The sequence below is a fragment of the Hymenobacter psoromatis genome (assembly GCA_001596155.1).
Lineage (GTDB): Bacteria > Bacteroidota > Bacteroidia > Cytophagales > Hymenobacteraceae > Hymenobacter.
This window is the reverse complement of the sequence record CP014771.1, coordinates 2,523,817-2,546,008: the sequence shown is the minus strand read 5'-3', so window position 1 is coordinate 2,546,008 and position 22,192 is coordinate 2,523,817. Positions and strand designations below refer to the sequence as shown.

General features: G+C 61.9%; 20 protein-coding genes. 9 read left to right on the top strand and 11 right to left on the bottom strand.

Annotated features, from left to right (window positions below; genetic code table 11):
* Window positions 1-75: 75 nt before the first annotated feature.
* Together A0257_10795 and A0257_10790 are read right to left on the bottom strand one after the other, a co-directional pair.
* Window positions 76-1,284 (bottom strand): homogentisate 1,2-dioxygenase, encoded by a 1,209-nt coding sequence (locus A0257_10795; protein AMR27535.1) that lies wholly within the window; start codon window positions 1,282-1,284, stop codon window positions 76-78.
* Between the two features lie 186 nt (window positions 1,285-1,470).
* Window positions 1,471-2,601, bottom strand: coding sequence for a 4-hydroxyphenylpyruvate dioxygenase (locus tag A0257_10790; protein AMR27534.1), 1,131 nt, complete (start codon window positions 2,599-2,601; stop codon window positions 1,471-1,473).
* A 207-nt stretch (window positions 2,602-2,808) separates the two neighbouring features.
* On the opposite strand from A0257_10790, the gene A0257_10785 reads away from it, so the two are divergent.
* Window positions 2,809-3,714, top strand: a complete 906-nt coding sequence (locus A0257_10785; protein AMR27533.1) for a hypothetical protein — start codon at window positions 2,809-2,811, stop codon at window positions 3,712-3,714.
* A 101-nt stretch (window positions 3,715-3,815) separates the two neighbouring features.
* Here the strand turns inward: A0257_10785 and A0257_10780 are convergent, their stop codons facing one another.
* The 5 genes from A0257_10780 to A0257_10760 form a co-directional block, all read right to left on the bottom strand.
* Window positions 3,816-5,045, bottom strand: a complete 1,230-nt coding sequence (locus A0257_10780) for an amine oxidase (protein AMR29721.1) — start codon at window positions 5,043-5,045, stop codon at window positions 3,816-3,818.
* Window positions 5,046-5,091: 46 nt separating this feature from the next.
* Window positions 5,092-5,781, bottom strand: a complete 690-nt coding sequence (locus A0257_10775) for a hypothetical protein (GenBank protein ID AMR27532.1) — start codon at window positions 5,779-5,781, stop codon at window positions 5,092-5,094.
* A gap of 140 nt (window positions 5,782-5,921) precedes the next feature.
* Window positions 5,922-7,214: a threonine synthase gene (locus tag A0257_10770; GenBank protein AMR29720.1), complete on the bottom strand. Its 1,293-nt coding sequence runs from the start codon at window positions 7,212-7,214 to the stop codon at window positions 5,922-5,924.
* 156 nt (window positions 7,215-7,370) lie between these two features.
* Window positions 7,371-8,303, bottom strand: a complete 933-nt coding sequence (locus tag A0257_10765) for a homoserine kinase (protein ID AMR27531.1) — start codon at window positions 8,301-8,303, stop codon at window positions 7,371-7,373.
* A 118-nt stretch (window positions 8,304-8,421) separates the two neighbouring features.
* Complete coding sequence (locus tag A0257_10760) at window positions 8,422-10,872, bottom strand: bifunctional aspartokinase I/homoserine dehydrogenase I (GenBank protein ID AMR29719.1); 2,451 nt, start codon at window positions 10,870-10,872, stop codon at window positions 8,422-8,424.
* 200 nt (window positions 10,873-11,072) lie between these two features.
* Between A0257_10760 and A0257_10755 the strand changes: the two genes are divergently transcribed.
* From A0257_10755 to A0257_10745, 3 genes are all read left to right on the top strand, one after another.
* Window positions 11,073-12,143 carry a peptide chain release factor 1 gene (locus A0257_10755; protein ID AMR27530.1) on the top strand — a complete coding sequence of 357 codons (1,071 nt, stop codon included), beginning with the start codon at window positions 11,073-11,075 and terminating at the stop codon, window positions 12,141-12,143.
* A 244-nt stretch (window positions 12,144-12,387) separates the two neighbouring features.
* Complete coding sequence (locus A0257_10750; GenBank protein ID AMR27529.1) at window positions 12,388-13,869, top strand: hypothetical protein; 1,482 nt, start codon at window positions 12,388-12,390, stop codon at window positions 13,867-13,869.
* 70 nt (window positions 13,870-13,939) lie between these two features.
* The gene (locus A0257_10745; protein AMR27528.1) at window positions 13,940-14,362 is read left to right on the top strand and encodes a hypothetical protein; all 423 of its coding nucleotides are present in this window, start codon (window positions 13,940-13,942) and stop codon (window positions 14,360-14,362) included.
* A 101-nt stretch (window positions 14,363-14,463) separates the two neighbouring features.
* Here A0257_10745 and A0257_10740 read toward each other — a convergent pair whose 3' ends face one another.
* Both A0257_10740 and A0257_10735 read right to left on the bottom strand, forming a co-directional pair.
* Window positions 14,464-15,030 (bottom strand): hypothetical protein, encoded by a 567-nt coding sequence (locus tag A0257_10740; GenBank protein ID AMR27527.1) that lies wholly within the window; start codon window positions 15,028-15,030, stop codon window positions 14,464-14,466.
* A 185-nt stretch (window positions 15,031-15,215) separates the two neighbouring features.
* Window positions 15,216-16,757: a 2,3-bisphosphoglycerate-independent phosphoglycerate mutase gene (locus tag A0257_10735; protein AMR27526.1), complete on the bottom strand. Its 1,542-nt coding sequence runs from the start codon at window positions 16,755-16,757 to the stop codon at window positions 15,216-15,218.
* A 159-nt stretch (window positions 16,758-16,916) separates the two neighbouring features.
* Here A0257_10735 and A0257_10730 point away from each other — a divergent pair, with 159 nt between their 5' ends.
* The 5 genes from A0257_10730 (at window position 16,917) to A0257_10710 (ending at window position 20,382) form a co-directional block, all read left to right on the top strand.
* A complete protein-coding gene (locus A0257_10730) occupies window positions 16,917-17,321 on the top strand; it encodes a hypothetical protein (GenBank protein AMR27525.1) in 405 nt (134 codons plus the stop codon).
* An 81-nt stretch (window positions 17,322-17,402) separates the two neighbouring features.
* Window positions 17,403-18,260 carry a nicotinate-nucleotide diphosphorylase (carboxylating) gene (locus tag A0257_10725; GenBank protein AMR29718.1) on the top strand — a complete coding sequence of 286 codons (858 nt, stop codon included), beginning with the start codon at window positions 17,403-17,405 and terminating at the stop codon, window positions 18,258-18,260.
* 246 nt (window positions 18,261-18,506) lie between these two features.
* A complete protein-coding gene (locus A0257_10720; GenBank protein ID AMR27524.1) occupies window positions 18,507-19,127 on the top strand; it encodes a hypothetical protein in 621 nt (206 codons plus the stop codon).
* 71 nt (window positions 19,128-19,198) lie between these two features.
* Complete coding sequence (locus tag A0257_10715) at window positions 19,199-19,555, top strand: hypothetical protein (GenBank protein ID AMR27523.1); 357 nt, start codon at window positions 19,199-19,201, stop codon at window positions 19,553-19,555.
* A gap of 89 nt (window positions 19,556-19,644) precedes the next feature.
* Complete coding sequence (locus A0257_10710; protein ID AMR27522.1) at window positions 19,645-20,382, top strand: zinc/iron permease; 738 nt, start codon at window positions 19,645-19,647, stop codon at window positions 20,380-20,382.
* A gap of 219 nt (window positions 20,383-20,601) precedes the next feature.
* Here the strand turns inward: A0257_10710 and A0257_10705 are convergent, their stop codons facing one another.
* Together A0257_10705 and A0257_10700 are read right to left on the bottom strand one after the other, a co-directional pair.
* Window positions 20,602-20,928, bottom strand: a complete 327-nt coding sequence (locus A0257_10705; GenBank protein AMR27521.1) for a hypothetical protein — start codon at window positions 20,926-20,928, stop codon at window positions 20,602-20,604.
* A 102-nt stretch (window positions 20,929-21,030) separates the two neighbouring features.
* A complete protein-coding gene (locus A0257_10700; protein AMR27520.1) occupies window positions 21,031-21,972 on the bottom strand; it encodes a molecular chaperone DnaJ in 942 nt (313 codons plus the stop codon).
* Window positions 21,973-22,192: the final 220 nt, after the last annotated feature.

Genomic DNA, 22,192 nt, shown 5'->3' with positions numbered 1-22,192 from the left:
CGTTCAACGATGCGAGCGAGATTCCTCGGCAAGCTCGGAATGACGTTCTTTTTTATAAACTACTCTGAACAATGATTATTCGGGCCGTTCGAGGCGCTGGTCGTCGGTGGCGGCGGCGGGGCTGGCGGGTTCCAGCCACGACTTATAATACACGCCATCATCGAGTTTCAGCGCCGCTTCGGTCAGCATGAGCGGCCGGAAAGTGTCAATCATTACGGCCCACTCGTCGGTGCCGGTTTTGCCGATGCTGCGCTCGTAAGCGCCCGGCGCGGGGCCGTGCGGAATGCCGCCGGGGTGCAGCGTGAGGTGACCCGCCGCGATGTTGTTGCGCGACATAAAATTGCCATCCACATAATACAGCAGCTCATCTGAGTCGATGTTGGAGTGGTGGTAGGGTGCCGGAATGGCCCGCGGGTGATAATCGAACAGCCGCGGCACGAACGAGCACACCACAAACGCCTTCGTCTCAAACTGCTGATGCACGGGCGGCGGCTGGTGAACCTTGCCCGTAATGGGCTGAAAATCGCGGATATTCATCCCGTAGGGATAATTATACCCGTCCCAACCCACCACGTCAAACGGGTGGCTCGGGTACACCAGCTCGTGCAACATGCCCTGCTTCTTGATTTTAACCGTGAAATCGCCCAGCTCGTCGTGCGTTTCCAGCTCGGTGGGCAGCTTGTAATCGCGCTCCGAATACGGCGCGTGCTCCAGCAGCTGGCCAAAGTGGTTACGGTAGCGCTTGGGCGTGTACAGCGGGTGAAACGACTCCACAATAAACAGCCGATTATCTTCCGAATCGAATTCAATCTGGTAGATAATGCCGCGCGGAATCAGCAAATAATCACCCGGCTCAAACCGGATGTTGCCAAGCTGCGTGCGCAGCCTACCCCCCCCTTTATGGATGAACAGCAGCTCATCGGCGTCGGCATTTTTGTAGAAATACTGCGTGAGCGACTGGCGCGGCGCGGCCAGTGAAATATGCACGTCGCCATTGACCAGCACCGGCGTGCGGGCCGCCAGGTAGTCGTCCTGCGGCGGCACCTCAAAGCCCTTGAGCAGCCGCGCCTTAATGCTTTTCTCCACCGCGATTTTGGGCGTCAAATCCGTCTCGCCCACAATCTCCTTCACCGTCGTGGGCCGGCGCAAATGGTACATCAGCGACGACATGCCCTCGAAGCCGATGGTGCCAAACAGCTGCTCGTAATACAGCCCGCCGCCGGGCTTCTCAAACACCGTGTGGCGCGTGTGCGGCAGCCGGCCAAGCTTGTGGTAAATGGGCATAGTGTGGGTGGGAAAGGGGGGGGGGTAGGGAGAGGTCGGAAAGTTAATTTAGAACGTCATGCTCATCTGGCGTCCGCTTGTCGAAGCATCTCGCTCGCATCGTTAAACGATTGGGTTAGTGTAGCAAGTGAGATGCTTCGACAAGCGGACGCCAGATGAGCATGACGTTCTGTTTCCCCCAATAATCTACAAATTCCCCCGTAAATCCTGCTCGCGCTCGATGCTCTCAAACAGCGCTTTGAAATTGCCCGCGCCGAAGCTCTTGGCCCCTTTGCGCTGAATGATTTCGAAGAACACCGTGGGGCGGTCCTCCACCGGCTTGGTAAAAATCTGGAGCAGGTAGCCTTCCTCGTCGCGGTCAACCATCACGCGCTGGGCGCGCAGGGTTTCCACGTCCTCGTCGATGGCACCCACGCGGGCCAGCAGCGTGTCGTAGTAGCTGTCGGGGGTGTTGAGAAATTCCACGCCGCGGCTACGCAGCTCGCGCACCGTGCCGATAATATCGGCGGTAGCCACCGCGATGTGTTGCACGCCCTCGCCCTCGTAAAAGTTGAGGTATTCCTCAATCTGCGACTTTTTCTTGCCCTCGGCCGGCTCGTTGATGGGAAATTTCACGTAGCCGTTGCCGTTGCTCATCACCTTGCTCATCAGGGCCGAATATTCGGTCGTAATCTGCTTATCATCAAAGCTCAGGATGTTGGCGAAGCCCATCACGTGCTCGTACCACCGCACGGTGTCGTTCATGCGGTTCCAGCCCACATTGCCCACGCAATGGTCCACGTAGAGCAGGCCGGCGGGGGTAGGGCTAAAGGCCGATTGCTGGGCCACGTAGCCGGGCAAAAACGCGCCGTGGTAGTTTTTGCGCTCCACGAAAAGGTGCACCGTTTCGCCATAAGTGTAGATGCCAGCCGTGCGCACCTCCCCAAATTCATCGGTCAGCGTGCGCGGCTCCTGGTAGCTGCGGGCGCCGCGGCTCATGGTCTTTTTATAGCTCTCATAAGCGTCTTCCACCAACAGGGCCAGGATTTTAATGCCGTCGCCGTGCAGCTTCACGTGCTCACTTATCACGTGGTTGGAGTGCATGGCAGTCGTGAGCACCAGCCGGATTTTGCCCTGCTGCACCACGTAGCTGGCGCGGCCGCGCACGCCCGTTTCGGGGCCGGCGTAGGCCACCGTCTGGAACCCGAACGCCGCCTTGTAGTAATAGGCCGCCTGCTTGGCATTGCCCACGTAAAATTCGAGGTGGTCGGTGCCGAGCAGGGGTAGGAAGTCGGTAGCAGCGCGCTGCTTAAGCTCTTGGGCGATAAGGGGTTCCATAGGGGGGTAGGGTGGGCTAGGTGGATGAGGAGTGACGAAGTGCGTTGAACGTCATGCCGAGCTTGCCGAGGCATCTCGCGCGCATCGTAAGGGGTAGTAACTGCTATTACGCAGCTAGACATCTCCCCCCGCTCGTGTTACAATACTAACGCTCGTTAGTCGCCTTGTCCAATATCGGTTACCTATGACGTCGATAAGAATTTCTTATTGACCTTTGCCGCTATGGAATTGCGTCAGCTTCGATACTTCGCCGAGGTAGCCGCCGAGTTGCACTACGGCCGCGCCGCCACTAAGCTGTGCGTGTCGCAGCCCGCCCTCAGCCAGCAGATTCAGCTGCTGGAGAGCGAGTTGGGCGTTGAGTTATTCGACCACCAGCAGCGCACCCGCCAGCGCCGGGTGGTGCTCACCGAAGCCGGTACTGTCTTTTTAGCCGAGACCCAAAGCCTGCTGCACCTCAGCCGCCAGGCCATTGAAAACGTGCGCCGTGTGGGCTCCCAGCAAAAAACCGTGGAGCTGGGCTACTACCAGCTGCTGCGGCCCGACCGCCTGGTGGGCATCGTGCAGCGCTTCAACGAGAGCTTTCCCGACGTGCAGTTTCACCTCCACGAGCTGCCCACGTTTCGGGCGGTGCAGGAGGCGCTGGTGGCGGGCCGCATCGCGCTGGGCCTCACCATGCTGCCGCTGCTGCACGACGAGCTGGCGGCCCGGCCCTTCGGCCAGGGCGGCCTGCACGTGGCCCTACCCCTCGCCCACCCGCTGGCGGCCTTGCCCGAAGTGCCCCTCGAAGCATTGGCCCACGAAAAATGGGTCGAAATCAGCCGTTCGCTGCATCCGGTTTACGACGAGATTGAGCACCTCTGCCAGCAGGCCGGCTTCAGCCGGCGCGGGGCCATCGTGCAGGAAGTTTCGTCGCTGGAGCTGCTCAGCAACCTCGTGCGGCTGGGGCTGGGCGTGGCTTTCGTGCCCTCATTCTTCGACCTGGGCGCGGTGCCGGGGGTAGTAGCCCGCCCGCTGCGCGTGGCCGGCGGCGAAAACGTATTGCTCACGCAATGCGTGGCCTACCTGGCCGAACGGCCGGCACCGCTGCTGCAAGCGCTGGTGGCGCTGGTGTAGCAGTAGCGCGAACTTTGTAGTTCGCGTCTCCGCGCCGTTGAGATGGCTTTAACGGCGCGGGGACGCGAACTACAAAGTTCGCGCTACTGTGCGCTACTGTGTTACTGTGCCAGGAGCATCTCCGCCACCTGCCGGCCGGTGCCCAGCGCGGCGTTGAGCGAGGGGTAGCTGACCCAATCGCCGCAGCGAAACAGCGTGTCGCTCAGCCGCAATTGCTGCTGCATGGGCTGGCCGGGCGCGTACACGGGCAGCGCCTGCTCGATGCGGTAGGTGCGCAAATGCCGCCACAGGTGGGCCATCGGCCCAAACCAGGCGACCAATTCTGTGCGCAGGCGGGCCGTCAGCTCTTCCTCCGACAAGCCGTGCTCGCCGTGCGTGCTCACCGACACCAGGCCCTGGCCGGCCGGTGCCACGCTGGCCCCCGACTCGGCAGGGAAGGACACATTGTGCACCAGCGCACCGGGCAGCGCGTTGAGATGCAGGATATTGCGGCCGTGGCTGGGCGCGGGGCCGGCCGTGGCGAAGTAGGTGCAGGTAGTGGGCCGGGCGGCGGGGATAGGCGGCGCGGGCAGGTCGGCCCCGAGCAGTCGGGCGGCGGCGGGGCCATCGGTAGCCAGCACCACGGCGGCGGCCGCTAGCGTTTCGCCATCGGCCAGGTGCACCAGACGGCCACCTTCGGCCACGGCGGCCACGGGTGTGTTCAGGCGAATGGTGCCGGCGGGCAGGCGGCCGGCCAACTGCTCCGGCAACTGCTGAATACCCAGCTTCGGCACAGCCACCGAGCCCTGCATAAACTGCTGAAATACAAACTCAAAGAAGTTGCTGGCCGTGCCCAGCTCGCGGTCAAGATACACGCCGCCGAAGAAGGGCCGGAAAAAGCAGTCGATAATCTGCTCGCTCCAACCGTACTGACGCAAAAACTCCAGCGTAGTCACGCTGGGCTGGGCCAGCAGCTGCTCGGGAGGCCGGCCCGCCAGCTGCGCTACCAGCTTGCCAATCAGGAGCTTATCCTTGGCAGTGCCGATGGGCGAGGCCAGCGCCGCAAACGCCATAAGCGGCGCGTGCAGTGGGTTTTCGAGGGTAGTCTCCTGCCCATCGGGCAATTGAATGACCGCGCCCGAGCGAAAGGATTTCAGCCGCAGCGCGCCGTAGTCGAACATGCGCCGCGCCTCGGGGTAGTTGGTAAGTAAAATCTGGAAGCCCCGGTCGAGCCGAAAGCCGTCGGGCGTGACGTCGGTGCGCACCCGGCCGCCCACGGCATCGGCGGCTTCAAGCACCAGCACGGGCCGTCTCGCCCGGTGCAGCCAGGTGGCGCAGGCCAGCCCCGCCATGCCCGCGCCAATAACAATAACAGGTTGGATAGTGCTCATAATCAGCTTAAAATAACTTCGGCATCTTGTGCTCTTTCCACTTTTTGCGCGTTTTCATCGTGTAAAACTCGGCCACGCCGCTGCGGTCCAGGGTAAGCTGCCAGGCCCCGAGCACCTGGCCCGGCTCCCTACCCACTGCTTTCAGGCCGGGGTATTGTTGCTGCAAGGTCTTGGCTTCGGCCAGTGTCAGGTCGTGGCCCGGCTGGCCGTGGCAGCGCAGGCACAGGCTGTTGCTCAGGGTGATAGGCCGCTGGTAGAAGAACGTATCGACGGCCGGGCGGCCAATGAGGCGAATGGTATCGGGCCGCAGGCCGGCAGCGGCAATGGCGGCCGGCGCGGCGCTGGCCGTCGGGGCCTGCCACTCGACCCGGCGCGGGTTGACGTGCCACTTGCGCGCCATCGAATCGACCTGCGGATACGACTGGGGACGGCAAAAAGCGGCCGCTTGTAGCAGCGTGCCCTTTTTCAGCTCGCGGGCCAGGGTGCGGCGCAACAGCGTGTCGGCGTAGGCCGTGAGCGAGTCGCCGGCCCAGCGCGTGGCGTGCAGCAAGTCATTGGGCATGATGCGAATAGCCTCCCAATTAGCGGTTTCCTCGGCTATTCGCTTGGTGCCGGGCAAGTGCCGCACCTGGTCGGGCCGGCAGGCGGCCAGCGCCAGTAGGGGGGGTAGGAAAAACTTGATTCTCGACAAAACCATACTGCGCCAACTGCTTTGGGCCGGCGAAGGTTGCGGCCTATCCTGTCATTGCGAGCAAAGCGAAGCAATCCGCACCGGAACGAAACCCGCACGACTCGTTCTGATATGATTGTCGCGTTGCGCTCGCAATGACACTAAAACTACTTCAGCAGCCACTCGCGCAGCGCCTCATAAGTAGGCGGTAAGGCAACGCTGTGCTTGGGCTTTTCCAGTAAATAACGCAGGGCGGCCGGCAGCTCAATCTTCCGCCCGATGAGCGGCTCCACCACCTCCGGGAATTTCACCGGGTGGGCCGTGGCCAGCAGAAAGCCCGCGGCGGCCGGGTGCTCCCGCAAGTAATTTTCCAGCGCAAAAAACGCCACCGCGCCGTGTGGGTCCAGCAGGTAGCCGCGCGCTGCCTCCACGCGCCGGATGGTGGCGCTGGTATCGGCATCGCTCACCGTATAACCACTCAGCAATTTGCTTAGGGTAGCGTGCTCGTGCTCAAACAGTTCGAGGATGCGCACGAAGTTGCTGGGGTGGCCCACGTCCATCGCGTTGGAGAGGGTAGGGACTGCCGTTTTGGGCGTGAAAACGGCCGTGCGCAGATACTCCGCGCCCGCGTCGTTGGCGTTGCAGGCCGCGATAAAGTGGCCCACCGGCAGCCCCGAGGCGTGGGCCAGCAACCCCGCGCACAGGTTGCCAAAGTTGCCGCTCGGCACCGCGATAACCGGCGGCGCGGCCAGCGCCCACTGTTGCAGCGCAAACAAATAATAGAGCTGCTGCGGCAGCCAGCGCGCCACATTAATGCTATTGGCTGAGGTAAGCGTGCGGCGGCTGGTTAATTCCTCATCCAAAAATGCCTGTTTCACCAGTCGCTGGCAGTCATCAAAATTACCGCTAACCTCCAGAGCTGTAATATTTTGACCCAGCGTGGTGAGCTGCAATTCCTGCAGCGGGCTCACCTTGCCCGAGGGGTAGAGAATGACGACCTCCACGCCCGGCACGCCCAAAAAACCGTGCGCCACGGCCCCGCCCGTATCGCCGGAAGTAGCCACCAGCACCGTCACGGCCGCGCTTTCACCCCGCGAAAAATAGCCCAGGCAGCGGCTCATAAATCGCGCGCCCACGTCCTTAAAGGCCAGCGTCGGCCCGTGAAATAATTCCAGCGCCCCGATGCGCTCCGTAATGGGCACCAACGGAAACTCGAAATCCACCGTTTCGGCGCAGATGCGGCGCAGGTCTTCTTCTGGAATCGCGTCGCCCACGTAGGGCTGCATCACGGCGTAGGCGATGTCGGCCCGCGCAAGCAGGGGTAGGGAGTGCAGAAATTCCGCCGAAAACCGCGGAATGCTTGCGGGGAAGTACAGGCCGCCATCGGGTGCCTGCCCGGCAAGGGTAGCCGTGCGAAAATCAACGGGCGGCGACTGGCGGTTGAGGCTGTAATACTGCATAGTGGTTGTGCTGGCGGGGCGCCTCACCCCCCGGCCCCCTCTCCGAAAGGGAGAGGGGGAGCCACGGTAACGCGCTTTGTTAAAAGAATATTTAGCTGTTAATCGGCAGGCTCCCCCTCTCTTTTTCGGAGAGGGGGCCGGGGGGTGAGGCGCTCATTAGGCCACCACCCGCGCGCCCTGGCCCGCAATCGGCCCCACGTGCAGGTGAAAATCAATGCCCATTTTGCGGTACACGCTGCCCAGCGCCTCGGCGGCGGCGTGGGCCGTGGCCTCGTCTTTATTGAGCATAAAAATCGACGGTCCCGAGCCCGAAATGCCGCCGCCCAGCGCGCCGGCTTCTAGCGCCAGCCGCTTGGCATCGCCCAGGCCGGGGATGAGCGAGGCGCGGGCCGGCTCCACGATGTAGTCCTCCAGGGCGCGGGCAATCAGCTCATTATCGTGGGTGAGGAAGCCCGCCACCAGGCCACCCACGTTGGCCCACTGCCGCACGGCCAGGCTCAGCGGCACGCTGGTGGGCAGCACGGCGCGGGCCTCTTTGGTCCTCACCTCAAACTGCGGATGCACCACCGCCACCCACAGCGGCGGGGGGGGTAGGGCCACCACATCGAGCACCGGCTGCACCGCCCGCACCAGCGTGAAGCCCCCGCAAATGGCGGGCGCGATGTTGTCGGCGTGGCGCACGCCCGAGGCCACGGCCTCGCCATACATCGCCATGTCAATCAATTCTTTATGCGAAAACCGGTTGCCCAGCAGCGCGTTGGCCGCCACCACCGCGCCCGCCGCGCTGGCCGCGCTGCTACCGATGCCGCTGCCCGGCCGAATGCCCTTGGTAATCTCGACCTCAAAGCCCAGCGGCTCGGGCACCGCGCGCAAAAACGCCAGCAACGCCGCGCCGGCCACGTTGCGATTGGGGTCAGTGGGCAGGTCGTAGTCGTCCAAATGCTTGACTACCAGGCCCGGCTGGTCGCGCCGCGTCAGGCGCACGGTGTCGTAGGGCGCGGTGAGGCACAGGCCCAGCACGTCGAAGCCGCAGCCCACGTTGGCAATGGTAGCGGGCGCGTGAACGGTGACGGAGGAAGGGAGAGTCATTAATAGATGCTAAATCGCCTGTCATGGCGAGCCTGCGAAGCAATCGCACCCGCACGACACCCAAACAGTAACGTTCTGGTGCGATTGCTTCGCGTTGCTCGCCATGACAGAAGTGGGATTATAAGCGAGCTGCCCGAATAATATCGGCGAAAACCCCGCTAGCCGTGACCTCGGCACCGGCGCCCGCGCCCTTCACCACCAGCGGCTGCTCGGGGTAGCGGTCGGTGTAAAAAAGCACCACGTTGTCTTTGCCGCGCAGCTCGTACAAATCGTGGCCGGGCGCGATAGCTTGCAAACCCACCGAAGCCTTCCTATCGGCGTACTGGGCCACGAACTTGAGGCGCTGGCCCTGGCTGGCGGCTGCGTCGTAGAGGGCGCGGAAGTGCGGCTCGTGTACCGCCAGCTGTTCATAAAAGGCCGCCACGTCGCCGTCGAGGCAGGAGGGGGGTAGGAAGCTCGCGTTGGCTACGTCGCTCATTTCCAGGGCCTGGCCGGCCTCGCGGGCCAGGATGAGGATTTTGCGGGCTACGTCCGAGCCGTTGAGGTCGAGGCGCGGGTCGGGCTCGGTATAGCCTTCGTCCTGGGCCTGGCGCACCACCTCGGCAAAGGGTCGCGAGCCGTCGTAATTGTTAAATACAAAGTTGAGCGTGCCCGACAGCACGGCCTGCATCCGGCGCACCACGTCGCCGCTGCGCGTGAGGTCGCCGAGCGTGCCGATGACGGGTAGGGCCGCGCCCACGTTGGTTTCAAACAGGTATTTCGTGTTGAAATCCTGGGCCAATTGCTTGAGGTGGCGGTAGCTGGCGTAGTCGGCCGAAGCAGCCACTTTATTACACGCCACCACGGCGATGCTTTTGGCCAGCAGCGGCGCGTACTGGCCGGCGGCGGCCGGGTTGGCCGTCACGTCCACGAAGATGGAATTGCGCAGGTTCTTGCTGATAATCAATTCGGTAAACTCTTCCAGCGTCAGGCGCGGCGCGGCGTCCAGGTCGGCGGGCCAGGTGCGCAGGTCGAGGCCGCCTTCGTCGCTCACCAGGCAGTGCCGGCTGTTGGCAATGGCCACCACGCGCAGGTCGAGGCCCAGCTTTTCGCGCAAATACGCTTGCTGCTGCGCCAACTGGCCCAGCAGCTTGCCACCCACGTTGCCGGGACCTAAAATAAAGAGATTGACCTGTTTATACGTCGCCTCAAAAAACTCCTCGTGCAGCACGTTGATGGCCTTGCGCACGTCGTCGGCCCGAATCACGGTGGAGATATTACGTTCGCTCGCACCCTGCGCGATGGCCCGGATATTCACCCCATTGTGCCCCAGCGCACTAAACAAGCGCCCACTGATGCCGGGATGGTTGCGCATGTTGTCGCCCACCAGCGCCACTATCGCCAGCCCGGTTTCGGGCCGCAGCGGCTCCAGCCGGCCCGCCGTTATCTCGGCCCCAAACTCCTCATTTACTACCCCCTGCGCGGTGGGCACGTCGCCCTCGCTCACGCCCACGCAAATGCTATGTTCGGAAGAGCTTTGGGTGATGAGCACCACGTTGATGCGCGCCCGCGCCAGCGCCGCGAACAGCCGCGCCGAAAAGCCCGGCACGCCCACCATACCGCTGCCTTCCAGGTTGAGCAGCGCCAGGTGACCGATGCTCGATAAGCCGCGCACTACCCCCAGGCTGGGCGGCGGCGATACTTCCACCAGCGTGCCGTAATCACTTGGCGCAAAGGTGTTTTTAATCCACATCGGAATGCCGCGCTGGCGCACCGGCTGCACCGTGGGCGCGTACAGCACCTTGGCCCCGAAGTGCGACAGCTCCATCGCCTCCTCGTAGCTGATGCGCGCAATTGGCCGCGCCGAGCGCACCAGGCGCGGGTCGGCGGTGAGCATCCCGCTCACGTCGGTCCAGATTTCGAGCTTCTCGGCGTTTAAGGCTGCCGCTAGAATGGCCGCCGTGTAGTCGGAGCCGCCCCGGCCCAGCGTGGTGGTGTGGCCCTCGGCATCGGCGGCGATGAAGCCGGGCGCTACCCACAGATTATCAGCGGTTTGTCCTTGAAAATCAAGCACCTGCTCGCCAGTTACGGCCTCGTCCACCTGCGCCATGCCGAAGCGCGAGTTGGTGCGGATGAGCTGCCGGCTATCGGCCCAGGCGGCGGCCACGCCCCGCGCCTGAAACGCGGCTACCACGATGCGCGACGACAGCAATTCGCCGTAGCTCATCAACCGGTCCAGGGTGCGCGGCGACAGTTCGCCCAGGGCAAAAATGCCGTCGGCCAGCAAGGCCAGCTCCGCGAATTGGGCGGTGAGCCAGGGCTGAATATCGGCCTGCGCGGGGGGGGTAGGGAGCAGCACCTCGGTGGCGGTGAGGTGACGGGCTTCGAGCTGGCGCAACGTTTGGCGGAAGCTCTCGTTGCCGCTGGCCGCCGCGCGGCCGGCCTGAATGAGCGCATCGGTGGTGCCGCCCAGCGCCGACACCACCAGCATCACTGGTCCCTGGGCCAGCGCGCGCGTCACGATGGCAATAACTTTTCCGATGTTTTCGGCGGAGGCCACCGATGTGCCCCCGAACTTCAAAACTTGCATGTAGCTAAGGTGCTGATGAATAGCAATTGTCATGGCGAGCTTGCGAAGCAATCGCACCAGAACGACTCGTTCTGGTGCGATTGCTTCGCAAGCTCGCCATGACAGGCGGCTTCCTGCTTGGGTAGGAAACCAGGAACTCAAAGGACGGTGTTACTCAACCGTATCTTTGCAAACTACTGACTATTTTTTTCGACCACAAAATGCTGGATAAACTCGAAGCCATCCGCGAGCGCTACGATAACGTGAACCACGAGCTCATGCAGCCCGAGGTGATGAGCGACATGAAGCGCTTCAAGGGCCTGAATAAAGAATTTAAAGAACTGGGCAAAATCGTGACGGCCTACCGGGCTTACCAACAGGTGCTCAGCAATATAGAAGGTGCGCGCCAGGTAGTATCGACCGAAAAGGACGAGGACTTCCGCGAAATGGCCAAGGCCGAGCTCGACGAGCTGGTGCCCGAAGCCGACCGCATGGAGGTGGCTATCAAGGAATTGTTAATTCCGAAGGACCCCAACGACTCGAAGGACGTAATTATGGAAATCCGGGCCGGCGCGGGCGGCGACGAAGCCTCGCTTTTTGCCGGCGACTTGCAGCGCATGTACCTGCGCTTTGCCGAAAAGCAGGGCTGGAAAATGGAATTGGTGGACGCGATGGACGGCACCGCCGGCGGCTACAAGGAAATTGTGCTGGCCGTGAAGGGCGAGGACGTCTATGGCAAGCTCAAATTCGAGTCGGGCGTGCACCGCGTGCAGCGCGTGCCGGCTACCGAAACCCAGGGCCGCATCCACACTTCCGTAGCCTCCATCGTGGTGATGCCGGAGGCCGAGGAATTCGATATCGACCTGGATATGAATGACATCCGCAAGGACTTGTTCATGTCGAGCGGCCCCGGCGGGCAGTCAGTAAACACGACCTACTCGGCCGTGCGCCTTACGCACATCCCGAGCGGCATCGTGGCTCAGTGCCAGGACCAGAAATCACAGCTCAAAAACTTCGACAAGGCGCTGGCCGTGTTGCGCTCGCGCATCTTCGAAATCGAGCTGGCCAAGAAAAACGAGGCCGAAGGCGCCATCCGCAAAGGCATGATTGGCAGCGGTGACCGCTCGGATAAAATCCGCACCTACAACTACCCGCAGGGCCGCGTCACGGACCACCGCATCGGCTACACCGTGCATAACCTGCCCAACGTGATGGACGGCAACATCGACGATTTCGTGGAGCAGCTGCGCCTGGCCGAAAGCGCCGAGCGCCTGAAAGTGGGCGTGGCGTAAACTTGTCTGAACCACGGATTCATGCGGATTTTTCGGATTAGTCGGATTTTGGGGACGATTCTTCCGGCTTTTTATAAGTCATTACGCCTTTTGCCGTTGGGTAGCAAGTTTACTGGCGGCGGCCTGCGCACGCACGCTTGCGTCCGCTAACGTCCCCAAAATCCGACTAATCCGAAAAATCCGCATGAATCCGTGGTTCAGACAGTTACTACCCCTGCTTTTATTCATCAGCGGCGCGCTTAGCGTGGCGCTGCCCGGCTGCAAGCCGCGCGAGGAAGAGCTGCAAACCACCGGCAGCCTGGTCTTTTCGGCCGATACGGTGAAGTTTGACACGGTTTTTACCACCATTCGCACCGTCACGAAACGCCTGTGGGTGTATAACCGCAACCCCAAGGCGGTGAACGTGGCCCTCATTAGCCTTGATAATCCGGCCACTTCGCCCTACACGCTGATTATCAACGGCGACCTGAAGCAGGCGGCCACCGGCATCTATATCCGGGGCCAGGACAGCCTGCTCATCCTGGTGCGTGCCCAGCTCAAGGATAATGGCCAGAACGGCCTGGCCAAGGATTTTGTGGTGCAGGAAAACCTGAATTTCAGCACCAACGGCCAGAGCCAGCACGTGCTATTGCGCTCGTTTGGGCAAAATATCTACCTGCATGATGGCGTAACCCTACCCTGCAATGCCGTGTGGACCAACGACCGGCCGCACGTGCTCTATAATACGGTAGTGGTGCCGGCCACTTGCAAGCTGACCATCGAGCCCGGCACCCGCATCTACGCCCACGCCGGGGCCGCACTCGTCGTGGAAGGTACTTTGTTGGTAAACAGCACCTACGCGCCCGGCACCGCTGCCACCGATACGGTGAAAGCCGGCAACGCCAACATCGTGCGCTTTGCCGGCGACCGCAGCGGCGAGGCGCAATACGCCACCGCGCCGGGGCAGTGGACGGGCATCGTGCTCGACGCGGCCAGCCGCGGCAACGTCATTCGCTACGCCCTCATCCAGAACTCCACGTTTGGTATTCTGCTCTATAACCTGAAAAACCTGAGCCCGCGGCCCGACGTGACCATCCAGAACTCGGTGATTCGCTACATCTCGGGCAATGGGGTAGGCTTCGCCGGCATGGCCAGCAACACCGGCCTGCCGGGCGCGGGCGTGCTGAGCTTGTCGGGCAAGGCGACGCTCGAAAACACGCTGTTTAGTGATTGCTATGAATACGCGCTGCTAGGCTATGGCGGCGGCGACTACGCGCTGAATTACTGCACGATTGCCAACTACCCGGCCGTGTCGGCGGTGCGCCAAACGTCCTCGCTGACGCTCACCAACACGTCGGCCCTCGACTCCACGCTGTCCTACCCCCTCTCGCTGTCGCTAACTAATTCCATCGTGTGGGGCTCGATTGACGACGAGCTGCTGTTGCAGCATTACAAGGACTATGGTAGTGGCGTAGTTATTCAAAATTCACTGCTGAAAACCCAGTTCTACAAAGCCGCCACCGACGCCGCTGGCAAGCCCGGCCTGGCCAAGGCGGGCCTGAATAACATCCTGAACGTGGACCCCAAGTTTGTGCGCGTCAACACGGCCAGCAGCAACGACTACCGCCTGGCACCCGGCTCGCCCGCTCTTGGCAAGGCCCTACCCCCCTTCGTGCCGCGCGACCTGCTCAACCTGCCCCGCAACGCTGCTACCCCCGACCTGGGCGCCTACGAAACCACCAAGTAGGTTTTTGGTGCTTGGTGCGTAGTGCTTGGGCCGTTCGAATATTCCCAAGCACCAACTCCCAAGCACCATCATGCGCTTCATTCAAAAACGCTTGCGCCTGCCGGCCGTGGCCGAGGGTTTTCACCTCATCACTGACTTGCTGCTGAGCGAATTGCCCGAGTTGGAAGCCATGCGCGTGGGCACCGCCAACTTCTGCCTTCAGCACACGTCGGCGAGCTTGTTTATCACCGAAAACGCCGACCCCACCGTGCGGCGCGACTTTCAGGAGTATTTCCGCCGCCTCGCGCCCGATAATGCCGCGTATTTCCAGCACACCCTGGAAGGCCCCGACGATATGACGGCTCACCTCAAAGCCGCCCTGCTGGGCACCTCCGTCACGGTGCCCATTGCCGATGGCCGGCTGCTATTGGGCACCTGGCAGGGCCTGTGTCTGGGTGAGCATCGCCGCCACGGCGGCCGCCGCTGGGTAGTAGCCACGCTACTAGGCGAGTAGCGCGAACTTTCCAGTTCGTGCGCGAGCGCCGCGAGCATCGCCGTTCGCGCCGCGTGGCCCCGCCTGCTCGCTATGCTCGCGCACGAACTGGAAAGTTCGCGCTACAGCACGCGGGCCGCCGAGCGGTAGCGCAGTGAGTCGAACAGCACCAGCTTTTGCACGCCGCTGGCGCTGTACTGGCTCAGCTGGCCATCTTGCAGGTGCAGGCGCAGGTCTTTCTGGCCAAAAAACAGGGCATTGTCCTGCCGCAGCGTGGCCTGAATGTGCTGGGGTAGGCCATTGACACTCAGCACGTCGAGGCGCAGCACCGGGGCGTTGTCGTGGCCAGGCAGCAGGCGGTAGATGTGGCGCATCACGCCGCCCGGCAGGTTCACCGAATCCACGGCGTAGGCTCCGTGCAGGGCGGCTTTGTTGATGTCGGCCTGGTAAAAAATCTGGAGCTCGTCGGCCCACTTTACCTGGGGCACGCGCACGGTTTCGAGCGGGCCGCCGCGCAGGCTCACCTGCTTCTCCACGCCAGGGTGGCGGGCCGTGAGCTGGCGCACCTGCGCATCGAGCAGGCCCCGCATATCGAAATACGGGCCGCTGGGGTGGGGCGCGCCGGGTGCGGCCGGTTCGGCGGGGGTAGGGCCGTCGGTGCAGCCGCCCAGCAGGGCCAGCGCGGCCATACTCCAAAAATAAAAACCAGCTCTACAACTCATTTTAGACTTGTCACGCAGTGAGGGACACCTAAAAACGTCATTCCGGGCTTGCCGAGAAATCTCGCCCGCGTTGTTGAGCGAGACCCGAACGGCCCGTGCGAGATTCCTCGGCAAGCTTGGAATGACGTTCCAATACGGCCGTTTTGTTCCGCCTAGCCCGCGCTGGGGCGCAGCAGGCTTAGGCCGGTCATGTCGGCGGGCTGGGGCACGCCCATCAGCGCGAGGATGGTCGGCGCGATGTCGCCAAGCTTGCCATCGGCCAGGGTGCCGCGGTAGTCGTGGTCGGCTAAGATGCAGGGAACCAGGTTGGTCGTGTGCGCGGTGTTGGGCGAGCCGTCGGCGTTGCGCATAAACTCAGCGTTGCCGTGGTCGGCAATGACGATGGTAGCGTAGCCGGCCGCCAGGGCGGCTTCTACCACGTCGTGAGCGCAGGCGTCGGCGGTTTCCACGGCCTTTATCACGGCCTCAAACACGCCGGTGTGGCCCACCATGTCGGGGTTGGCGAAGTTGATGACCACAAAATCAGCCGACTTGGCTTGCAGCTCGGGCACCAGGGCATCGCGCAGCTCGTAGGCGCTCATTTCGGGGGCGAGGTCGTAGGTCGCCACCTTAGGCGAGGCCCGCATAATCCGCGTTTCACCGTCAAATTCCTTTTCCCTACCCCCCGAAAAGAAGAAGGTCACGTGCGGATATTTCTCCGTTTCGGCCATCCGAATCTGGGTCTTGCCGTGCGCCGCCAGCACCTGGCCCAGGGTGTTATCGAGGTTGTCCTTCTCAAAAATCGGCGTCACGCCCAAGAACGTGGCGTCATACATCGTCATGGTGAGGTAGCGCAGGTTCAGGCGGTGCATCTGGTAGGCGTGGAAATCCTGCTGCGTGAGCGCCTCCGTGATTTCGCGGCCCCGGTCGGTGCGGAAGTTGAAGCACAGCACCACGTCGCCCTCCTCAATGGTAGCCAGCGGTTGCCCGTCGGCGCCCACTTTCACGATGGGTTTCAGAAACTCATCCGTAACGCCATCTTTGTATTGCTCCTGAATGCTTTGAATCAAGTTCTGCGAGGGTGTCCCTACCCCATTCACCAGCAGGTCATAGGCGATTTTGACGCGCTCCCAGCGCTGGTCGCGGTCCATCGCGTAGTAGCGCCCCACGATGGAGGCGATTTTGGCCCCCGTGCGCTCCTGGTCGTTGTATTTCTCCAGCTCGTTCACGAAGTGCACGCCGCTCTTGGGGTCGGTGTCGCGCCCATCGGTGAAGGCGTGCACGAATACGTTGCGCACGTCGGCCTCGTGGGCGATGGTGCAGAGCGCTTTTACGTGGTCGATGTGCGAATGCACGCCGCCATCGGACAGCAAGCCAATGAGATGAACGGCTTTAGTGTTCTGCTTGGCGTATTCCAGCGCTTCTTTCAGGGCGGGCACCTGGCCCAGCTTGCGCTCCCGAATGGCTTTGGCGATGCGCACCAGCTCCTGGTCCACCACGCGGCCCGCGCCAATGTTCATGTGGCCCACTTCCGAATTGCCCATCTGGCCATCGGGCAGCCCTACCGCCTCGCCCGAGGCCTGGAGCGTGCTGTGCGGAAAGCGCTGCGATAACTCGTGAAAATAAGGCGTCTGTGCTTTGTCAACGGCCGAAACCTCTACGTTTGGGGCAATTCCCCACCCATCCAGAATAACTAATAGGACCTGCTTGTTCATGGGGACAAAAGTACGCCCCGTACCCTAAAGCGCCCGCCAACCGTAGTAGGTTGGGTGCTTTTCCCGGAGCGTCAGAAAGTCTACAAATTGTCTTCTACTGGCATAGTTTTAGCTTAAGCCTAGTTAAGCGCCTCCGACCTGCTCGCGAAGCTCGTTTTTATGAAAATAATTCTTACTAAAGTATTCTTATTCGGGTGGCTGCTGCTCGCCTTCGCAGGGAGTGCGAAAGCGCAAAGCGCAGACCAATTGGCCGCCGTTCGCTCCGCTATTTCCAGTGGCTCTTCGCGAAATTTAGCCCAGTACCTGGGGCCGTCGGTAGAGGTTGGCTTCGATGGTGACCAGCATAGTTACAATGCTACGCAGACCGAGTTGGTGATGAAAGACTTCTTTACCAAGAACCCGCCCACCAGCTTTGACATCGTGCATCAGGGTGCCAGCAATGATGGAATTCCTTATGCAGTAGGCCATTACGTTGGAAAAACCGGTAACTATCAGGTGTTTATCAAGCTCAAGCCCAAGCAAAGCACTCCGACGATAGACAAGCTGGACTTTACAAAAGAATAACTTCCCTGCAACCCGGCTGCCTCCCCGCAGCCGGGTTTTTTATGCGCCGGCCGGGCGGCGTACCTTTGCAAGGTGTCAGCCATTACCGCCCCTTACCTCACGCCCGCCGCCCTCACCACGTTTATTCGCACGGCCCTGGCCGAAGACGTGGGCGACGGTGACCATTCGGCACTGGCTGCCATTCCGGCCGATGCGCGCAACCGCGCCCACCTGCTGGTGAAGGACGAGGGCGTATTGGCCGGCGTGCAGCTGGCCCAGCTTATTTTTCGGGAAGTTGACCCGGCCCTTACCCTGCACATTTTACTTGAAGACGGGGCCCGCGTGCGCCGCGGCGACCTGGCCTTCACGGTCGAAGGTCCGGCGCGCAGCATTCTGACGGCTGAGCGCCTGGTGCTCAACTGCATGCAGCGCATGAGCGGCATCGCCACCTACACGGCGCAGCTCAGCAGCCTGCTGGCCGGCACCAGCGCCCGCCTGCTCGACACCCGCAAGACGACGCCCAACTTCCGGCTGTGCGAGAAGTGGGCGGTGCTCATCGGCGGCGGCGTGAACCACCGCTACGGGCTGTTTGACATGATTATGCTCAAGGACAACCATGTAGACTACGCGGGGGGGGTAGGGGCGGCCATCGCGGCCACCCACGACTACCTGCGCCGCACGGGCCGCGAGCTGCCCATCGTGCTGGAAACCCGTACGTTGGCCGAAGTGCAGCAGGCCCTGGATGCCGGCGGCATCCAGCGCATTATGCTCGACAACATGCCGCCCGCCCAGCTGCGCGAGGCCGTGGCCCTGGTGGCCGGCCGCGTGCCGCTGGAAGCCAGCGGCGGCATCACGGAGCAGACCCTGGCCGAAGTAGCCGCCACGGGCGTCGATTTCATCTCGGTCGGCGCCCTCACGCACTCGGCCAATATCCTGGATTTAAGCCTGAAAGCCTACTAAATCGCGGATTTAGCAGATAGCGCGGATTTCGCGGATTCAGGCGGCGCGAGGGGGGTAGGGAGTTGGTGGGTGAAACAGGAGGGCTTTGACAAAAGAGCGGATTCCTTGTTACGAAGTTATTGATAATGAAAATAGAAGGGCTAAGAAACCCTCGCCAGCACTACAAAAAACCGACGCACTAATAATGTATAAAACAGCTAAAGCAAGCGCCGTCCGAATCCGCGCAATCCGTTAAATCCGCGATTTATGAATAATCCCAATCAACGTGGTGGCGGCGGTTACCGCCAGCAGCAGGTGCAGCAGTCCATGCCGGGCACTATTAAAACCAAGAAATACCAGTTTGACCCCAACACCTACACCCGCATCGCGATGGCCGAAGTGTGGCGCAAGGAGTGGTGGTACGCCCTTATTCCGTTTGCGGTGGGGCTGCTGCCGGCCATTATCTGGCATTCGTGGTGGTGGGTTTTGCTGGCGATGGTGCTCGCGCTGCTGTTTGTGCTGGTGCGCTCGTCGCTGGTGTCGGGCGTGACGCAGATGGAGCAGAGCAAGCCGCTGTTTGAGCGCATGAACTACGAGGCCGACCAGCGCCAACTCATTATGCGCCAGAGCGAACAGAAGGCAATGGCGCTGCCCTGGGACCAGATTGGCCGCGTGCGCCGCGACCCCGACGCCTACCTGCTGTACCTGAAGCCCGCCGCGCCGCCCGCCGAGCTGGCACCCTGGCGCCGCTGGATAGCCAGCACGTTCGACGTGCCGGTGTTTCTACATTTGCCCCTGCGCTTGTTTAATAATGACAACGACCGCAAGCTGTTTGAGGCGCTGCTGCGCCGCAAAGGTTTGCTGCCTTCCGACGTGCCGGCCGCCTAAGGCGCGTGCCGTGCGTACAACAGGCAGTTGATTTCAACTCTTTTTGTTTCCGTAAGAATTTTTTAACTCGTATGAAAAAGCTGCTTTCCTACCTGGCCCCGGCCGCCGTGGTGTTGCTCGCCTCGTGCAGCAGTGAGCCCTCCGACTGGCGCCCCGACAAAAAAGTGTCGCTAGACCTGATTGCGCCCGGCACGCGCCCTACCGACAATTTTGACCAGGGCACTGCCGGTGCTCCCAACGAAGCCAAAGGCGGCGCAATCTCCGAGCCGGTAAATTCGGCTACGGTGCTTGATGAACATGCCCCGCCCGCGCCGGGCGGCGTTATGTCGGCTGATACTCAAGAAGGCACGGCCATTAAGGATGGCAAAGCCAAGAAAGGCACGCCGGCCACCGACAGTGCTAAGGGCCAGGCCGGCGCTCGTCAGTAACTACCCTGGCGGCAACCCGTTGAGCGGGCTTGCAGCAATGTTGCAATATTTATTGCAACATTGCTGCAAGCCCGCTGTTTCGTTACTCTATGTGGATTGCAATATTTTTGCTGGCGGCCACGGTGCTGGGTGCCGGCGGGCTGGTAGGCGTTGTGCCGACTAGCCGCACTACGCAGTGGCTCAAGCCTTTGCTGGCTTTTAGCGGGGCATACCTGTTTACGCTCACCCTCACGCACCTGCTGCCCGAGGCGATGTTGCTGTTGCCTACCGCGCCGCAGCACATTGGCTACTGGATGCTGGCTGGCTTCTTCGGGCAGTTGCTGCTGGAAGTGGTGTCGCAGGGTGTTGAGCACGGCCATGTGCATGCCCCTACCCCCACCGAGCGCGGCCGCGTGCCGCTGCTGCTGGTGCTGGCGCTGGTAGTGCATTCGCTGCTAGAAGGCAGCATCCTGGTGCGCGGGGCGGGAAGCGGCGCGGTTGACCAGCATTTTTACGCCTTGGTACTGGGTATCGCGCTGCACCACGTGCCGGCCGCAGTGGCGCTGGCTACGCTGCTGCGGCTGCGGCTGGGCTCGTTTGGGCGGGTGTGGCCGTGGCTGCTGCTGTTTGCGCTGGCCTCGCCCGCCGGGCTGATATTCAGCAACTACGTGGTGCTGCGGCAGCTGCTGGGCAGCGGCGTGTACGCATCGCTGCTGGGCTTCGTGGCGGGCACGTTTCTGCACGTTTCCACCACTATTCTATTTGAAACCAGCCCCGAGCACCGCCTCAACTGGCCCAAGCTGGGGGCCACGCTGGGCGGCCTGCTGCTGGGGCTGGCAGTGGGGTAATGATTGATGACTATTGACTAATGACAAGTGACTAATGTCGGTCATATCAGTAACTGCTGTTACGCCCTATCTTATTCGAGATGGCGAAGGGGAGTAGCGCGAAGTTTGTAGTTCGCGTCCCCGCGCCGTTAAAACCATTCTAACGGCGCGGGGACGCGAACTACAAAGTTCGCGCTACTCCCCGTGGCGTAACATCAGTCAGTAGAATGACATTAATCATTAGTCATTAATCACCGGTCCGGTGCCGCGCAGGAAGTCTTCGAGCTGGCGGGCGCGGGAAGTTTCGCGGGCCAGGGCGGCTTGCAGGCCCAGCAGGCGCTGGCGCATGAGCAGCACCAGGTCGATGGCTTCGGGGGCCAGGCCCAGGCCGTGGTGCAGGCGCGCCAGGCGGGGTAGCACCTCATCCGGCTCTTCTACCTCAATGGTTTCGGGGGCCGAGGCAGGCCGCAACAGGCCCAGCTCCACGAACTGGTGCAGCTCGGCGCGGCCCAGCCCGTAGCGGATGTCACATTCCTGAAAGGTGAGCAGCAATACGTGCGTTTCCATGAGTGGGAAGGTTAGTGCTAGTTGATAAGAGATAGAGGAAGAAGGGATTACTAAGTGCTACCCCCCGCCAACCAGCCAGCTGATAGGGGGTAAGAAGCTAGGCTATTCCTCATCGCGCAGCTTGGCGAGCTGCCCGATGAGGTCGCGCTCCTCGTCGCTGAGGCCCGTGGGCAGCTGCACGTTCAGGCGCAAGTAGAGGTCGCCGTGCTGGCCCTCCTGCCGATACACCGGGAAGCCCTTGCCGCGCAGGCGCAGCCGGCTGCCGTTGACCGTTTCGGGCTTGAGCTTGATTTTGACCGGGCCGCCCAGCGTTTCCACGGTTTGCTCGCCGCCGAGCAAGGCGCGATACAGCGACACGGGCACATCCTGGGTGAGGTCGTCGCCGGTGCGGGCGTAGCGGGCATCGGGCAAGATGCGGAACGTGATGAGCAGCGCGCCGCTCGGGCCGCCGTTGCGGCCGGGGCCGCCCTGGTCGCGCAGCCGGATGGTCTGGCCATCGGCTACCCCCAGCTGAATAGTGATGCGTAAGTTCTTGCCATTGACCGTGATAGTGCGCGGGCCGCCCGCGTAGGCTTCTTCCAGACTCAGCTCCAGCTCGGCCTGGTAGTCGGAGCCCGCGCCGGGCCGGCTGCCGCGCCCACCGCCACCCCCGCCGCCAAACAGCGAGCTGAAGAAGTCGGAGAAGTCTTCGCCCCCGCCGCCAAACTGGCTACCCCCCCCAAAGCCGCCGGAGCCGCCCTGCCCATACTGGCTCCAGTCGAAGCCGCCCGCCCCGGCACCCGCCCCGCCTGGCCCGCGCCCGCCGCCGGCCTGCTGGTAACGCTGGTAGTCGGCACCCATCTGGTCGTATTTCTGGCGCTTTTCGGAGTCTGAAAGCACTTCGTTGGCCTCATTGGCTTCCTTGAATTTCTGCTCGGCGGTGGGGTTATTGGGGTTCACGTCGGGGTGATACTGGCGAGCAAGCTTACGGTAAGCCTTTTTGATTTGCTCAGTAGTAGCGTTTTTTTCGACGCCCAGGATTTTATAATAATCCTTATAATCCATTGGAGTGGGGGTAGGGATGCGGAAAAGTAGAGAATGCGATGCCACTGTCACTGCCGTGGCTGCTAAGGAGACCAAAATTAGGCTCTGGCAGACGCAGAGGCGCTATGTGGTCGGCAACAGGTGCGGAACGGCAGAGAAAATGAAGAAATAGTGGAACGCCAATGTCGGAGGACACGTTAGTTTACGAGAAATAGCGGGTTAAGGGTATTTTTGCATTATG

What these genes read in the sequence shown, in the direction of transcription:
- A0257_10715 (AMR27523.1), top strand. Translation starts at nt 19,199, where the DNA reads ATGAAAAAGCTGCTTTCCTACCTGGCCCCGGCCGCCGTGGTGTTGCTC.
- A0257_10710 (AMR27522.1), top strand. Translation starts at nt 19,645, where the DNA reads ATGTGGATTGCAATATTTTTGCTGGCGGCCACGGTGCTGGGTGCCGGC.
- A0257_10705 (AMR27521.1), bottom strand. Translation starts at nt 20,928, where the DNA reads ATGGAAACGCACGTATTGCTGCTCACCTTTCAGGAATGTGACATCCGC.
- A0257_10745 (AMR27528.1), top strand. Translation starts at nt 13,940, where the DNA reads ATGCGCTTCATTCAAAAACGCTTGCGCCTGCCGGCCGTGGCCGAGGGT.
- A0257_10790 (AMR27534.1), bottom strand. Translation starts at nt 2,601, where the DNA reads ATGGAACCCCTTATCGCCCAAGAGCTTAAGCAGCGCGCTGCTACCGAC.
- A0257_10755 (AMR27530.1), top strand. Translation starts at nt 11,073, where the DNA reads ATGCTGGATAAACTCGAAGCCATCCGCGAGCGCTACGATAACGTGAAC.
- A0257_10770 (AMR29720.1), bottom strand. Translation starts at nt 7,214, where the DNA reads ATGCAGTATTACAGCCTCAACCGCCAGTCGCCGCCCGTTGATTTTCGC.
- A0257_10775 (AMR27532.1), bottom strand. Translation starts at nt 5,781, where the DNA reads ATGGTTTTGTCGAGAATCAAGTTTTTCCTACCCCCCCTACTGGCGCTG.
- A0257_10740 (AMR27527.1), bottom strand. Translation starts at nt 15,030, where the DNA reads ATGGCCGCGCTGGCCCTGCTGGGCGGCTGCACCGACGGCCCTACCCCC.
- A0257_10730 (AMR27525.1), top strand. Translation starts at nt 16,917, where the DNA reads ATGAAAATAATTCTTACTAAAGTATTCTTATTCGGGTGGCTGCTGCTC.
- A0257_10720 (AMR27524.1), top strand. Translation starts at nt 18,507, where the DNA reads ATGAATAATCCCAATCAACGTGGTGGCGGCGGTTACCGCCAGCAGCAG.
- A0257_10795 (AMR27535.1), bottom strand. Translation starts at nt 1,284, where the DNA reads ATGCCCATTTACCACAAGCTTGGCCGGCTGCCGCACACGCGCCACACG.
- A0257_10765 (AMR27531.1), bottom strand. Translation starts at nt 8,303, where the DNA reads ATGACTCTCCCTTCCTCCGTCACCGTTCACGCGCCCGCTACCATTGCC.
- A0257_10780 (AMR29721.1), bottom strand. Translation starts at nt 5,045, where the DNA reads ATGGCGGGGCTGGCCTGCGCCACCTGGCTGCACCGGGCGAGACGGCCC.
- A0257_10760 (AMR29719.1), bottom strand. Translation starts at nt 10,872, where the DNA reads ATGCAAGTTTTGAAGTTCGGGGGCACATCGGTGGCCTCCGCCGAAAAC.
- A0257_10700 (AMR27520.1), bottom strand. Translation starts at nt 21,972, where the DNA reads ATGGATTATAAGGATTATTATAAAATCCTGGGCGTCGAAAAAAACGCT.
- A0257_10735 (AMR27526.1), bottom strand. Translation starts at nt 16,757, where the DNA reads ATGAACAAGCAGGTCCTATTAGTTATTCTGGATGGGTGGGGAATTGCC.